Annotated in this window: 12 protein-coding genes; 5 read left to right on the top strand and 7 right to left on the bottom strand. The window is 45.4% G+C overall.

All coding sequences use genetic code 11. From position 1 onward, the window contains the following. Window positions 1-59: 59 nt before the first annotated feature. Complete coding sequence (gene mltC / locus L1076_RS08330) at window positions 60-1,172, top strand: membrane-bound lytic murein transglycosylase MltC (RefSeq protein ID WP_042603819.1); 1,113 nt, start codon at window positions 60-62, stop codon at window positions 1,170-1,172. A 328-nt stretch (window positions 1,173-1,500) separates the two neighbouring features. On the opposite strand, the gene L1076_RS08335 is transcribed toward mltC, so the two are convergent. Then, a complete protein-coding gene (locus L1076_RS08335; protein ID WP_237303498.1) occupies window positions 1,501-2,685 on the bottom strand; it encodes an NnrS family protein in 1,185 nt (394 codons plus the stop codon). A 200-nt stretch (window positions 2,686-2,885) separates the two neighbouring features. On the opposite strand from L1076_RS08335, the gene L1076_RS08340 reads away from it, so the two are divergent. After that, entirely contained in the window at window positions 2,886-3,437 is a 552-nt protein-coding gene (locus L1076_RS08340; protein WP_237303499.1) for a gamma-glutamylcyclotransferase family protein, read from the top strand. A gap of 38 nt (window positions 3,438-3,475) precedes the next feature. Here L1076_RS08340 and L1076_RS08345 read toward each other — a convergent pair whose 3' ends face one another. The 3 genes from L1076_RS08345 to L1076_RS08355 all read right to left on the bottom strand — a co-directional run bounded on the left by L1076_RS08345 (window position 3,476) and on the right by L1076_RS08355 (window position 6,441). Next, on the bottom strand, window positions 3,476-4,072 hold the full coding sequence (locus L1076_RS08345) for an outer membrane beta-barrel protein (protein WP_061035937.1): 597 nt from the start codon (window positions 4,070-4,072) through the stop codon (window positions 3,476-3,478). Window positions 4,073-4,217: 145 nt separating this feature from the next. Continuing rightward, entirely contained in the window at window positions 4,218-4,550 is a 333-nt protein-coding gene (locus L1076_RS08350; RefSeq protein ID WP_237303500.1) for a tRNA-binding protein, read from the bottom strand. A gap of 121 nt (window positions 4,551-4,671) precedes the next feature. Next, a complete protein-coding gene (locus L1076_RS08355) occupies window positions 4,672-6,441 on the bottom strand; it encodes an SgrR family transcriptional regulator (RefSeq protein WP_237303501.1) in 1,770 nt (589 codons plus the stop codon). Between the two features lie 381 nt (window positions 6,442-6,822). On the opposite strand from L1076_RS08355, the gene ptsG reads away from it, so the two are divergent. Both ptsG and L1076_RS08365 read left to right on the top strand, forming a co-directional pair. Then, entirely contained in the window at window positions 6,823-8,232 is a 1,410-nt protein-coding gene (ptsG, locus tag L1076_RS08360; RefSeq protein WP_237303502.1) for a PTS glucose transporter subunit IIBC, read from the top strand. Between the two features lie 259 nt (window positions 8,233-8,491). Further along, window positions 8,492-9,490 carry a substrate-binding domain-containing protein gene (locus tag L1076_RS08365; protein ID WP_039976289.1) on the top strand — a complete coding sequence of 333 codons (999 nt, stop codon included), beginning with the start codon at window positions 8,492-8,494 and terminating at the stop codon, window positions 9,488-9,490. A gap of 75 nt (window positions 9,491-9,565) precedes the next feature. Here L1076_RS08365 and L1076_RS08370 read toward each other — a convergent pair whose 3' ends face one another. Both L1076_RS08370 and L1076_RS08375 read right to left on the bottom strand, forming a co-directional pair. Further along, a complete protein-coding gene (locus tag L1076_RS08370; protein ID WP_039976288.1) occupies window positions 9,566-10,915 on the bottom strand; it encodes an MFS transporter in 1,350 nt (449 codons plus the stop codon). Window positions 10,916-11,024: 109 nt separating this feature from the next. Then, on the bottom strand, window positions 11,025-12,095 hold the full coding sequence (locus tag L1076_RS08375) for a cellulase family glycosylhydrolase (RefSeq protein ID WP_039976287.1): 1,071 nt from the start codon (window positions 12,093-12,095) through the stop codon (window positions 11,025-11,027). 213 nt (window positions 12,096-12,308) lie between these two features. Between L1076_RS08375 and L1076_RS08380 the strand changes: the two genes are divergently transcribed. After that, a complete protein-coding gene (locus tag L1076_RS08380) occupies window positions 12,309-13,334 on the top strand; it encodes a LacI family DNA-binding transcriptional regulator (RefSeq protein WP_343231843.1) in 1,026 nt (341 codons plus the stop codon). A 17-nt stretch (window positions 13,335-13,351) separates the two neighbouring features. Here the strand turns inward: L1076_RS08380 and galM are convergent, their stop codons facing one another. Then, a complete protein-coding gene (galM, locus tag L1076_RS08385; RefSeq protein WP_237303504.1) occupies window positions 13,352-14,416 on the bottom strand; it encodes a galactose-1-epimerase in 1,065 nt (354 codons plus the stop codon). Window positions 14,417-14,419 lie beyond the last annotated feature (3 nt).

Genomic DNA, 14,419 nt, shown 5'->3' on the forward strand with positions numbered 1-14,419 from the left:
CTTACTTATTATTTTCTTCAGTCGGCAATTGCCCTCACCTCTAATTTAATCGGTATCCGATGAAGAAATCGCTAATCCTGAGCTTACTCCTTCTCGGTGGTTGTTCTGTCGCTCCTGAAGAAACACCACCATGCGCATGTGATGACTACGTTCCTCCTTATGTAAAGCCACCAAGCGCAGCGAACGAAGACAACATCAAACAGTTACTGGCTTACATCGCTCAAAAAGCCAAAGATCGCTGGGGTGAAGATGAGTTCGTTGAAGCAGGCAAACACCGTTACGTGAAGTACCTTGACGGTTACAACACCCGAGCACACATCGACTTCGAAACGGGTAAGATTTATGTTTCGACAATTTCTCAGTACCAACCAACGGAGAAGCTGCAAAAAGCCATCGTTCAAACTCTGCTCATGCCTGCCGATCCAACTCATGCAGAATTGTTTAGTGACAAAGAAGCGGTTCTGCGTGGAAAACCCTTCTTGCTTGGCCAAGTGCTTGATCAAGATGGTAAACCAATAGAGTGGGAATGGCGTGCTAATCGTTATTCGGATTACCTGATCGAGAATAAGCTACAAAAGAAAGCCATCAAACGCGGCAGTGCTTACTATGTCGAAATCAATATGGTGAAAGATCACCTAGAGCAACGTGAGTATCAATATGCAGGCTTGGTTCGCGATGCTGCTAAACGGTATGGATTGCCAGAAGACCTTATCTTTGCCGTGATCAAAACCGAAAGTAGCTTTAACCCTTATGCGGTTTCTCATGCCGGTGCTTACGGCTTGATGCAAGTAATCCCCAAAACAGCGGGGGCAGATGTGTTTAATTTGGTGAAAAACAAACCGGGCATTCCAACCAAAGAGTACTTGTTCGATCCTGCCAATAACATTGATACAGGCGCGGCGTACTTCTACATCTTGAAGAACCGTTATCTAAGAGATGTAAAACATCCTACCTCGAAACACTTTAGTATGATTTCCGCCTATAACGGCGGTACTGGCGGCGTGCTTTCTACCTTCGATAGTGACCGAAAACGCGCGATGAATGAGCTTAACAGCCTTAACCCGACTCAGGTTTATGATGCGTTAACCACTCAACATCCAAAAGGGGAAGCAAGACGCTACTTGCAAAAGGTGCTGTATTTCCAGAAAGACTTTAGCGAAGGGAATATCTAATTTTATCTAGCCACAAAACGAAAAACGCCGCTTAGTTCCACGGAGGGATAGAACTAAACGGCCATGTAATTACACGAGAGACACCTATGGGTCTTAAACGTCAATTGGCTAGTTAATCACTCGTGTGCATACGAGTAATAACACATACAGGTTAGCGGACTCCGCGACTTCTAGCACGCTCAAATCCCGCTTTAGAATTCAACGTTTTTCACATTCCTAACAATTTCCTTACTAGAAATAGGTTAATTGCTAAACCAACCTCAAACAAAAGGGGCTCAGCATGCCGCTAAGCCCTTAAATTTGTCTCATTTTTTGCTGAAGATAATGATTATCCTGGGTGTCCATCCACACGAGGGGTCATCAACATCATGCCAAATCGCCATACGAACATACCGAAAGCCAGGATCCACAAGCCACCACTAATATCGATCCAAAGTAACATGTTCGCTGGGTCTAATATCACACCGAGACTTCTCACCAAGGCTGCTAAAAAGATCGCGACGAAGGCGATGCTCATGTTCGGGCCTTTGTAAATCATGCGACCTGTGTGCCCCATAGTCACTCGAGCAATCATCGCTAAGATCAATCCACCTAATGCGCCGATAGCAAACAGATGAATTAAGTTGTGGTTCGCAAACGCATTATCCCAACTTCCACGTAAAATCAGACTCAAAGGCAGACACAAATAAGCCGCATGTAACGACCACACCAACGGCTCGCTAAGCGTCAGCCAAGGCTTCCAGCGCAGGAATCGAACCAACTGCGCCACACCGGCAAACAACATAAGTGGCTGACCAAGTTCCGCAAACGTCACAGGGAAGAAACTCAATACGAACAACATGACTAAAGGTAGGTTTGCTAGCCAATCTAACCACATTAGCGGCTGAGCCTTTTCGAAGTTAAATCGACGAGCAGTGAAAAATGGAATCACTCGTCCACCCATGACGGAAAGCAGCAGAGTGAACCACCAAAGCATTGCTTGCCATACCGCTGACGAGGTAAATGGCGGCATGCCTTTCACCGTTGCGTAACTGGCAAAGTTGGCAAAGATGGCGAGCAAGAATAACGGCACAAAAAACAGGTTCCGCCAACCTTTCGCACGGTAAACACGAATGCCCACTTCGTACGCTACAAACAGCAAAAACAGCGCTTCAATGCTGCTGGTTAGCCAAAGTGGTGCTGGTGTCCAAAGCAGTATTCTCGGTGCAAGCCACAATGCAAATATCGCTAACAAGGTGTAGCGTTTCGTGCCATTAATGCCCGTCCAGTTTTGCACTGCAGTCAGCACAAAGCCCACTACTATTGCCATTGAAAAACCAAACAACATTTCATGAACGTGCCACCACAACGCCGGAACACTCAACGCACTTGGCTGTCCGGTTTGGAACATCCATACCCATACCGCAATTGCAACAACGGCATAAATAGAGCCAAATAGGAAAAACGGTCTAAACCCTAATCGCAGCCATGCAGGGATTTTCTCTTCCACTTTTTTATCGGTGATATTCAGCATTGTGATGCCCTTAAGTACCCATTTGATACCGTTCAAAAATTCTACGCGTTCGATATTAACACAAACATGCATAAAAAATACATGTTATAAAATCAAACTATCCTTTCGAGGTAAAACCTGTGCTTCACACGTTGCTTGGTTGGTAGTGTTTAGGTATAACGGATAACAGTGATTTCGTCGAAGCAAGGGAAGCAATCGAGATGTATATATTTGGCTACGGCAGTTTGATCAATGCCGCCTCGCGTAAGTTAACGGGTCAAACGGGAGAAGCCATCCCAGTCATCGCTCATGGACTGGTGCGCTATTGGGGCAAAGTTGACGACAGCTATATTTTGTCACCCTTGGTTGTGAATGAAGGCAAAGGGCAAGTCAATGGCGTACTGCTTGAAGTCAACGATCAAGCGCTAGCGGATTTTGACCGACGCGAGCGTGGCTACCATCGCATTCAAATCCGTCCTGATCAGATTGAAACAGAGGCCACTTTTAACTCTGAGCACAGCATTTGGGTTTATGTGAAAAACGATCCATTACCACCCTGCTCGCTCAGTCCCATCATGCAAAGCTATGTTGATACGGTCCTCGCTGGATGCTTAGAAGTCTCCCACGCCTTTGCTGAGCACTTCGTTCGCCATACCGTTGGTTGGCATCATGCCAAAGAAAACGACCGCCACCAGCCCAAATACGGCAACTTAGCGGGCGTACAAGATCATCATTATAAGTTGATTGATAACCTAATTAAAAAGGGAGCCTAGTGGCTCCCTTTTGCTATTCATGTTCTGTTAGTGTGAGATTAGAACTTGTAATCAACACCAGCGTATAGGCTGTCGAAATCAAAGTCGATATCACCACCGCCTTCAACATCGATCGTTACTGTAGAAACACGGTAACCACCAGAGATAATTAGGCCTGAAGCGAACTCATAGCCAACTTCTGCACCGTAGTTGAAACCAATATCACTACCATCGGTTTTAACATTAAGGTGTGAAAGGTTTGATTTAGACTCAAAATCGACACCCATTACGCCAAGACCAGCCACGGCACCGACGTAAAAGCCAGTACTAGAGAATTGGTATTTCGGTTTTGCATTTAGGTTGAAGCCGTAACCATCAACAGTCACTTTTGCCCAGTTCCCCATGCCTGACGCTTTTTCTTCAAAGCTACCGTAATAGACGTATTCGCCTTCTAGCGCCAGTTTAAAGTTTTCTGAATATTGCAGCTCTTTACCAACCGCAATACCAAGACCAGTCGCTGAAGAGCTTGACGAGTCCCCTTCAACTTTAAGGTCTGAATTTAAAATATCGGCACCAATATACCAGTTACCATTTGCTTGAACCGACGCTGAAGCAACCACTGCACCTAAAGCCAATAATGGCAATACTTTTTTCATTATAATGTCCTAATTTTTCATGCTGTTAGACAGCTTTTAAAAGCGCGGAGATTATAAATAAAGGTGAATATGATTCTATTGATTCATTTATAAAATGAGATCTAAAACATAAATAACTGTTATACAAACAATATATGATTAGATACTAAACGATTCTCACACCAGCAGGCATCGCGCGTTCAGGCGTTAGCAGAACACTTTCTGATTCATCATCGGTTTCGGCACAAAGCAACATGCACTCAGAGGTTTCACCACGCATCTTAGCTTTCGCAAGATTACACAGCACCACCACTTGTTTCCCCATCAACTCTTCTTCTGTGTAGTAAGGCACCAAGCTGGTGACGGTTTGCACTGTTTTCTCACCGATGTCGATCTGCACGATGTAAAGCTTATCTGCGTTTTCGTGACGCGCCACTTCGATGATTTTTCCGGTGCGAATTTCTAGCTTTGCGAAGTCTGAGTAAGCGATCGTTTCCATTGATTAAAACCTCAAGTAAAATTTTACTAAAACAAACTCTACATTATCACTTAGTACTTCAAATACAAGAGGTGAAGATCGCATTTTGATGAGCAAAGATCGTGCTGATTACAATCGCCCTTTACCAAATCTCACTCAACTTCGGCCAACCCCACGCCGTGATCTCTACACCTTTGAATATGTCTTGAAAGCTAAGTGTTTGTCTGTGGTGAAGCATAGGGCTGACTACGCCTTCATAGATCAGCACAGAGCCAAGTTGCTCTAACTGGGTGAGGTAACCTTCCGGAGCGCTAAACTGTCGAATTTGGTTGATCTCAGCCACCAGCCAGTCGCTGACGTCAGATCCGATCGTGGCGTGCAAAATGGGATCGCTGAGGAAAAACAGTAAAGCCGAGACTTGTCGGTTGTCATCCAAGTTAAAACTGCTCAAGACAATCTCTTCACTAAAGCCCTCTCCAAGCGCTTTTTCAATAAATGCTTCAAACGAATAAACGTTTACTTCAGCCTTGATGCCATGTTCCGTCAAGATTTGCTCAGCGGCTCTCGCACTGCGTTGAATACCAAGGTGGAAATAACAGGCGATTCGGATTGAACTCGGTAGCGCTACTTCATCGCTTCTCAGATATTTGACGTTGTGCCAGAAGGGGAAAAAGTTATGTGCGATCTCAGCCCCAAAGGTGGTTTCGTTACGTTCCAATTGCTGCCAAATGTTCTCACCACTCAAGGCATCACTCAGCCAACGTCGCTGAGCGTGTGATAAGTTAGGATGATTGTGATTGAAAATCATAAACAAGCATCCTTCTTCCACACGATCTTTCGATGCTGTGTGTTTGGCATCGATGATGCGCTCACCCACTTCTTCATCTGAAGAGTTGGTGATGACCTTTTTCGAGTACTGCTCTGTCTTAGGTAAATCGTGGGGGTAATTGGAAGCCTTTGCACCTTCCTTCTTTTCACTGTTTAACGACCAGATGGTGACTTTATCTGTGAGGGAGCGAAATCCGTGGAAGCGCTCATTCGCCATCAAGGTAAGTTTGTTGTTCGTGTGCGATTCCAGAGAGAAAATGCCACAGCCGATGCTGTCAGAAGATAGGTTATTGAGTTGCTCGACAGGTTGTAAGGAGTATTTCAGGTCACTCAATAATGCAGCGAAGCCTTTGTCTGGACGAGTAAGTTGAACGGAAAATCGATAAGGCGACTCGACGGAAACCGTTTCAAGGTGATCGAGTTCATTTTGATAATATGGAAGCTGCTGCCAATGATTTAGTAACTTCACCATCAACTCTGCATCCACTTTTCCGCCATGATGAAAGCAAACAGACGGACGAAGATAAAACGTCCATGTTCGCCACTCTTCATCGGCTTGCCAATGATGCGCAATGTTTCCGACTAACTCGCCATCAGATGTCATAGAAACCAAGCAAGCGTGAATTTGACGAATTAAGAAACGCTCGCTGTTTCGTTGCGGTGTGATTGGATTGAGCGTAGCAAAAGAGCGGTTATAGGTGAGTTGTACACTGACTTTGCCTTCTGTCACTTGGGCGCCGGAAGTCTGCTTGAGCAGTTGCTCAAACACGACTTGGTCGAAGCCAAGAAACTCAAGTGCTCGGTCGTATTTGCTCTCTTTGATCCATTCAAGAGCGATAGAGCGCTTCACCTCTGTACGATCGATGTTACGAATTAAGGTCGAACGTTGGTTACGCCCCACTCTGGGTATCCAAGCGATCCAGTTGAGCGCATTCATCTGCTTGAGAATAGCTCGGGCATGCCTTGGGCTGGTGAACATCTTGTCTGCAATCTCGGCAAGCGTCACCGCGTATTCCTCTCGCAGCTCAAAACTCTCTACACGTTCGTAGTAGCGAAAAAGATTAATACTCTCCAAAACAGGCACTCCAAAACTAAAATTCTGTTCCTTATATTAGCGTTTAATGCCTTCATTCAAGTAAAAAGGTCTAAAAACTTAGTTATCAGGAACAAGAAAAACAAAATTCACTCTGTTTTTTCATGCCTTATTTTTACCCAAAATACACTTAGATTCTGACGCAGTCCTAAGGTTGAGCGATCGAAACGGTGCCCTTCAATTAGTAAAAGCGCCCTATTTTTTAGCTCAGCACACCACTTATAAAGCTTTAGCGATAGCAACCAGTTTTTATGTTTATGCTCCAACCCCCGCAAACCATAATCACGATGCTATCGCTAATCTCCCCGCTTCCCACAGTTTATTCATGACTGCGCCACTCAAGATTTTTATCTAACAAGTTGGAGTATTTTTATGTTTGCTAACTTTTTTGCCAACCTTTCTAAGGTCGGTAAGGCGCTCATGTTGCCTATAGCCTCGATGCCCGCGGCGGGTATCCTTTTGGGTATTGGCTCGGCGCAATTTGGGTTTATTCCACCCGTCGTTTCTGAATTGATGGCAGAAGCGGGGGGCGCGGTATTTGGTAACCTGCCGCTTATCTTTGCGCTTGGCGTTGCTATCTCATTTACCAACAATGATGGTGTTGGTGCGGTTGCGGCAGGTATTGGTTATTACGTATTAGTCGCGACGCTAAAAGTCATGGCTGGCGTGCTGGGTGTGGATCATATCGACACAGGTGTGCTTGGCGGCATCATCTCCGGTGCAGTTGGTGCGTATATGTTTAACCGCTTCTACACCATCAAGATGCCAGCTTACTTGGCCTTCTTCGCGGGTAAACGATTTGTCCCGATCGTCACGTCATTTTCTATGCTGTTTTTAGGCATTGCGATTGCCTTTATTTGGCAACCAATTGGCTCCGGCATTGATTGGTTTGGCACATGGGCAACCGAGCAAAACCCATTGGTGGCATTCTGGGCTTACGGCACCGCAGAGCGTGCTCTGATCCCATTTGGTCTGCACCATGTGATTAACGTAATTATTCAGCTTCAAGCCGGTGAGTTTGTGAACGCTGCTGGTCAAGTATTCCACGGAGAGATCCCTCGCTTCTTCGCTGGAGACCCAAATGCGGGCAACCTAGCGGGTGGTTACCTATTCAAGATGTTTGGTCTTCCTGCGGCGGCAATTGCGATTGGCCGTGCAGCAAAACCAGAGAACCGCACCAAAGTTATGGGCATCATGATCTCAGCTGCGCTAACGTCGTTCCTAACTGGTATCACTGAACCTATCGAGTTTGCGTTCTTGTTCATCTCGCCTGTGCTTTACGTGATTCACGCGATCATTGCGGGTCTGGCTTACCCACTGTGTATCATGCTGGGCGTTAAACATGGCTACAGCTTTAGTGCAGGTCTTATCGACTACGTGACCTTCTTTGGTATTTCGACCAAAGGCTGGATGATCATCCCACTAGGTTTGGCATACGCAGCGCTGTACTACGTAGTGTTCACTTGGTTCATTAAAACGTTCGATCTGAAAACACCAGGACGTGAAGATAAAGACAGCAGCAAAGCCGTCAATGACACCAGTTCAGAGTTTGCCAGTGAGTTGGTTAGCGCGTTTGGCGGCAAACAAAACATCTTAAGCACCGATGCTTGTATCACTCGATTGCGAATCCAAGTCGCAGAGCAAGACAAAGTCGACGAAGCGAAATTGAAAGCACTTGGTGCAGCGGGTGTGGTGCGAGTCGGTACAGGCGTACAAGCTATCTTTGGCGGCAACAGCGATGTGTACAAAACTCAAATGGTTGATTGGATGAACAACAACTAGCATTCTGAGCGCCATTTTCTGTGGCTTGTAAAGAGAAAATAGAAACGACAAATCGCGGTCACATCAATGACCGCGATTTTTGTTTTCATGCGACTAATCAACGCCCGACTCAAGATAACGTTTACACATCACATATATTCAATAAATTCATAGAGTAAGGCCAAATTCATCGCAATATAAAAATGGTGTTGATTGCACTTATTACACAATGGGTGTTTAATACCCCAATTAACGTTTTTTAGCCCACGAAAGGTCCCTCATGGCAACAATCAAGGATGTCGCGAAAGAAGCCGGCGTATCGGTCGCGACCGTCTCTCGCGTGATCAATAAATCACCGAAAGCAAGCCAATCTTCTATCGACGCAGTGACGCAAGCAATGAGCAAACTGGGATACCGTCCAAACGCAGCAGCGCGTGCACTCGTCAGCCAAAGTACCAATACCATGGGCGTGCTTGTGGGTGATGTCTCAGACCCGTTCTTCGGCACACTGGTGAAATCGGTAGATAACGTGGCGCGTGAAAACGGCAAACACATTCTGATTGGTAATGGCTACCACAACCCAGAAGACGAACGCCAAGCGCTAGAACTTCTGATCAACAGCCGTTGTGAAGCCATTGTGATTCACTCTAAGGGTTTATCAGATGAAGAACTGATCGGTTACGCCAAAGAAGTCAAAGGCATGGTGTTGATCAATCGCCATATCCCAGAATTGGCAGAGCGTTGCATCTCTCTTGATAACCTTAAGGGCGCGTACTTAGCGACGGAATATTTGATTCGTCATGGTCACACCAAGATCGCTTGTATCGCCTCATCCCATGATATCGAAGATACCGATGAGCGTTTACAAGGTTACCAAGCGGCACTAAAAGATCACGATATCGAGCTATCAAAAAGCTATGTCGAATATGGCGAGCCAAACAGTGACGGTGGCGAAACAGCCATGACCAACCTGCTGACCAAATCACTCGCAATCACTGGCGTGGTGGCGTACAACGACTACATGGCAGCAGGCGCGCTGGCAGCGTTAGACCAAAACGGCATCGACGTACCAGAAAAAGTGTCCATGGTTGGCTTCGACGATGGCTTAATTGCTCGCTTCGTCAATCCAAGTTTGACCACGATTCGTTACCCAATCGAAATGATGGCAGAGCGTGCCGCGCGTTTGGCACTAGCGTTATCACGTGATGAGCAAGTGGAAGATGACACCATCATATTTAGCCCGACTTTAGTTCGCCGTAACTCGGTAGATCGCCTTTAGTTCTAATCTCTAAAAGACAAATACAAGAAAGCCCGCTCAATCCGATTAAGCGGGCTTTTTCACTTCAAAGGTTTATTAGCTTAATGCCTCATTGGCATTAGTCTGTGTCACTTCAACCCCATCCGCAAATTCACCACGTTGCAGTTTCTCACGCAGGATTGCATGCTGGTCTTCTGTGAAGGTATAACGAGACATAATAAAAATACGAACCAAAGCTCCTAGTGCAGGCAATAAAGCTATACAGAAAAACATGCCATTTAGCGCTGTTTCAGTCTGCTCCACATTCGGTACGTAGCCAATCATCGTTAGGATGATACCTGTTAAACCACCAGCGACTGCTACGGAAAGTTTGCCTGTGAAAGTCTGCCCAGAAAACGTAATCGCTGCCGTACGCTTTCCACTGTGGTAGTAAGAATATTCTACCGTATCTGCAATCATTGCTGAGATTAGTGGGTTCGTCATCATGAATATTCCCGTAACAACAGCTAACCAAGTCATAACTGCCGTTGGGTTATCGTAACCGGTAAGGTAAAAGCCAACGCGAGCGATGATCTCAAGCACACATAAAGCGATGAATATGTCGCGCTTTTTGAATCGCTTCGTTAGTACTGGCGTGGCTAAACAAGCGATCGCACTCACCAAAGTAATAGTACCAATCAAAGAAACCAAGCCTGCATCACCCATGTTGTAAGTAAAGAAGAAAATGTACAGGCCATTTACTAGGTTAAAGAACACATTCATAAAGAAAGCGGCAAGAATAAAGAATAATGGCTTGTTCTTACGTACCGCTTGGAAAGTTTGTTTAAGCGTGACCTTCTCACAGCTCGCAGTGGATATACGTTCTTTAGTGTTGAAAAAACCGTTCAACATGAACAACAGACCCGCAATCATCAACACTGCCACTGCAGGCAGGTAACCCTGATCTGCACGTCCGTCGGCAAAATAAGCACTCAGTTTAGGGAAAATAACTAACGTCGCACCAATACCCGCATTTACACCAAGCATTGCGCAAGTTGCTGCTTTAGCACGCTCTTGCGGCTCGTCTGTCATGACAGAAGACATTGACCAGAAAGGCACATCTGAAATGGTGTAAAGCGTTCCCCAAAGAATGTAAGTGATACCCGCGTACATTACCTTTGTAGAAGTATCGGCATCAATGTTGTAGAAAGAAGCGATCGTCACCAAGACGATAAGAAATGGTGTAAACAACATGTACGGGCGGAACTTACCAAACCGAGATTCAAGCGTATCCATATAGCCCGCAATCAAAGGATCGTTCACCGCATCCCAAACTCGGGCAATTAAGAATATCGTACTCGCCGCTATCGGCGATATACCTAAGATATCGGTATAGAAGTAAAGAATAAAAGAGCCGACTAGGCCAAAGCTAAAGCACTGGCCTACTCCGTAGCCGAAGTAAGACATCAGCTCCTTATTCGTTAATCTGTTTTGTAGAGTAGTCATAGTTCACGTCTCAATTGAGTTAATTATAGATTGGCTGCCGACCTAAATCTCAAGGTCGGCTCACAGGCAATTAATCCACTTCTGCGAGTATTTTGATTAACTGCACTTCACTTGGGTCATATGGCTGTCCTTGCTCATCAAGCAGATCGTGGAACCATCGACTTGCGTAGTCGGTATCGTTACGTTTAATTTCTGGCCAAGGTAAGTGAGTTTGAGTCTTGCCTTTCACTAACCCCCACTGGTAACAACCAATGGTTTTCTGTTTGAAAATAGGCAGTTGTTCATGCAGATGAGATTCAGCGTGACGCGCTAACCATTCAGTGCACATCATTGGGCGGTTATAAGCTTCCACAATTTCGACAGCGTTATGGAAGAGGTCGATGGGAAGATAAGCGTGGAACGTGATGATATCTGACAGCTCTAAAGCTTTGCGATCAGTAGGGTGTTCGAAGATCGGTAGGCTTCGATCTAGAATGCTAGGGGCGTGCCATGCTCCCACCGTAAGAGGCTGTGATGGGTTTTCATCTCGCGCCCATTCAAATGCCTTTACCATCAGATCATGACTGAATACTTCCATTTCTTCGTCATATGCAAACTCACCTTCATTGGTGAAAATCATACGATTGGTCGGTTCGTTATACAGATCCCAGATAACAATACGAGGGTCATTCTTGTAAGTTGAAATAATGTCTCGAATATAGGTTTCAACCTCTCCCCATAGTGTTTTATCCATTACGACATTACGGCCTGGGCTTGCGGCTGCTTGGCTATTGTGCAAATCCGGAACGGGTGCTTTTTGCTCACCAAGATAAGGATGATCGCCAGAAAAACCGCAATCATCCATCGGTGTCATCATCACCTTAATTTGGTTACGTTCACAAATATCTAGAAAGCGCTCAATACGCTCATGCAAACCTTGGCGATCCGCCTGCCAAACAATGAAAGGTAAGTTAGTACGTAATGTGTTGTAGCCAACTTCTCTCGCCCACGCTAACTCCTGCTCCATAACTTCAGGAGAGAACGATTCGGCTTGCCACATCTCATTCCAGTTAACCGCGGTTCTTGGCAAATAGTTAAAGCCACGCAGCCATCCATGTTCTTTTTGCCACTGCCATGCTTTCTCTTCTGACCATCTTGTCATCTTACTAACCTCAAAACTAAATTATTAACTAATAATATTAGCTAATATATTAATAAATAATTTGGCCGCCAGATCATCACAAAATAAACGTGGTGCTCATCACAACTTTAGTGGCTCTATGACATGACTTTGTGATCAACATCTTTTGGGGATGATCTGGTCTTAATCTTTAGCTAATATCTTTAGCTAAGAAAATTATCCGTAAATCGAAGAATGGCTAAAAAAGTAACTATGAGTGATATTGCTGCGGAAGCAGGGGTATCCCAGTCAACCGTGTCTTTGGTGTTGAATGGCTCTACATCGGTAAAAATTGCAGATACCACCAAACAAAAGGTCCTTGAAACCGCAGAGTCGCTTGGCTATAAGAATAAGAAAGTGGCTCATGCGCTTGGTCGCCCCCAAAAAATCGCCTTGGTGATCAATGGACTGACTAGCTACGATCCTTTTATTGATGCAATTAACGCCGCTCGTGAAGAAGCGTGGGCGAACGACTTTATTCTAGTGACGTTCAATTACAGTCACGATGAAGTATTGGCGAGTAAGATTGAAGCAGAAATAAATAGCGGTGATTATGCTGGCTTGGTTTATGCGTCGAGCATGACCCGTGAACTTGAACAACAACGCGTCAATACAGCACTACCAACCATACTTTTAAACTGTACAAACGAAAGTGCTCACGAAACACCAAGCGTTTTACCCGCAGATATGATAGGCGCTTACAAAGCAGTCTCTCACCTTACTCAACAAGGTTATCGTCATATTGCAATGCTCACTGGTGAAAACTGGATGCTTGCAAGTCAGCAGCGCAGAGAAGGGTATCGTCAAGCATTGATTGACGCCGATATTATTCCGAATAACGCGTACGTTGCTGAAGCGAATTGGTCTCTAAAAGAAGCGCACCAACAGACGCTAGCGCTGTTTAACTTGGAGCAACCACCTGAAGCGATATTCTGTGGAAGTGACTACATGGCGATGGGGTGTTACCAAGCATTGGCGGAGTTAGGTCTTAAGATTCCTCAGGATGTTGCGGTGGTTGGATACGATAATCAACAGATTGCCTCTGAAAGCTTTCCCGCACTATCCTCTGTTGAGCTGCCTTACTCAGATATGGGTAAGCTCGCCGTTGAATCCTTGATGGCTCTGATAGAAGAGCAACCTTTACTCTCCAACAAGCGAAAAGTAGAAGGTGAATTGATTATTCGAACTTCTTCGACAAAAACAAAAAAGGTGGGCATTTAGCCCACCAAAAAAGCTATCTAAAATTCAAAGCCATAGATGGTTTGATGCTGATAGCAGTCCCCAGAGTTCAACACCCCACTGTTGATACCCCATTCAGGTTTATTCGGCCCATCAGGAAAGTACTGTGTTTCCAGTGCTAGTCCATCATAGAGCTCATAACTTTTGCTCTTACCTGGTGTTCCTGCGAGGAAATTACCAGAGTAAAACTGCACGGCTGGTTTTGTCGTTTTGACCGTCATCGTGACTTCTTGTTGAGGTGAAATCAGAACCGCGGCGACAGACACGCCATTGGTCACTTCAGGCTTGAACACAAAGGCGTGATCGTAGCCGCCAGCGGTTTTCTGATCGGGTTCACTCAGGAAATCTCTCCCTACTAATTTAACGGATGAGAAATCAAAACTGGTTCCTTCTACGGGCTTTAGGTCTCCTGTAGGAATTAGACCTTGATCAGTCGGTAAGTAGTGAGCGGCATTTAGCTGTAATTTATGATCTAAGCTTTTAGCGTCAGAACCTTCTCCCGCCAAGTTAAAGTAAGCATGATTCGTTAAATTTACCGGGCATGCTTTATCTGTGCTTGCTTCATAAGCAATCGACACTTCGTTATCGTCCGTTAAAACGTAAGTCACCTTAACGTCTAGATTACCCGGGTAACCTTGGTCACCATCTTCAGAATGAAGTTCAAATACAACTTGCTGAGAATCCTGCTCGACAATAGTCCAACGCCTTTTGTCAAACCCCTCTAAACCACCATGCAGTGAGTTTTCACCATTATTGATGCCAAGTTGGTAGCGCTGTCCCTCAAGCTCAAACTCCCCCTTGCCAATACGATTAGCAAAGCGACCAACTATCGAGCCAAAGTAAGCCCCCTGCTTCATATGCTCATCCATATTTGGCGAGCGCAGTAACACTTCGCGATACTCTCCATGGATAGGCAAAGTGCAACTTAACCACGTCGCACCGACATCCATAAAAGACGCGGTCATTCCGTTACTGTTGGTTAAGTGAATCAGCTTCGCTGGGAGACCATCAAACGATGGTGTATTGGCCATCGCTTGCTGTAAATTTTCAAAATACTCTCTCATTCC

This window comes from Vibrio sp. MMG023, from assembly GCF_021654215.1.
In the GTDB taxonomy this organism is placed as follows: domain Bacteria; phylum Pseudomonadota; class Gammaproteobacteria; order Enterobacterales; family Vibrionaceae; genus Vibrio; species Vibrio jasicida.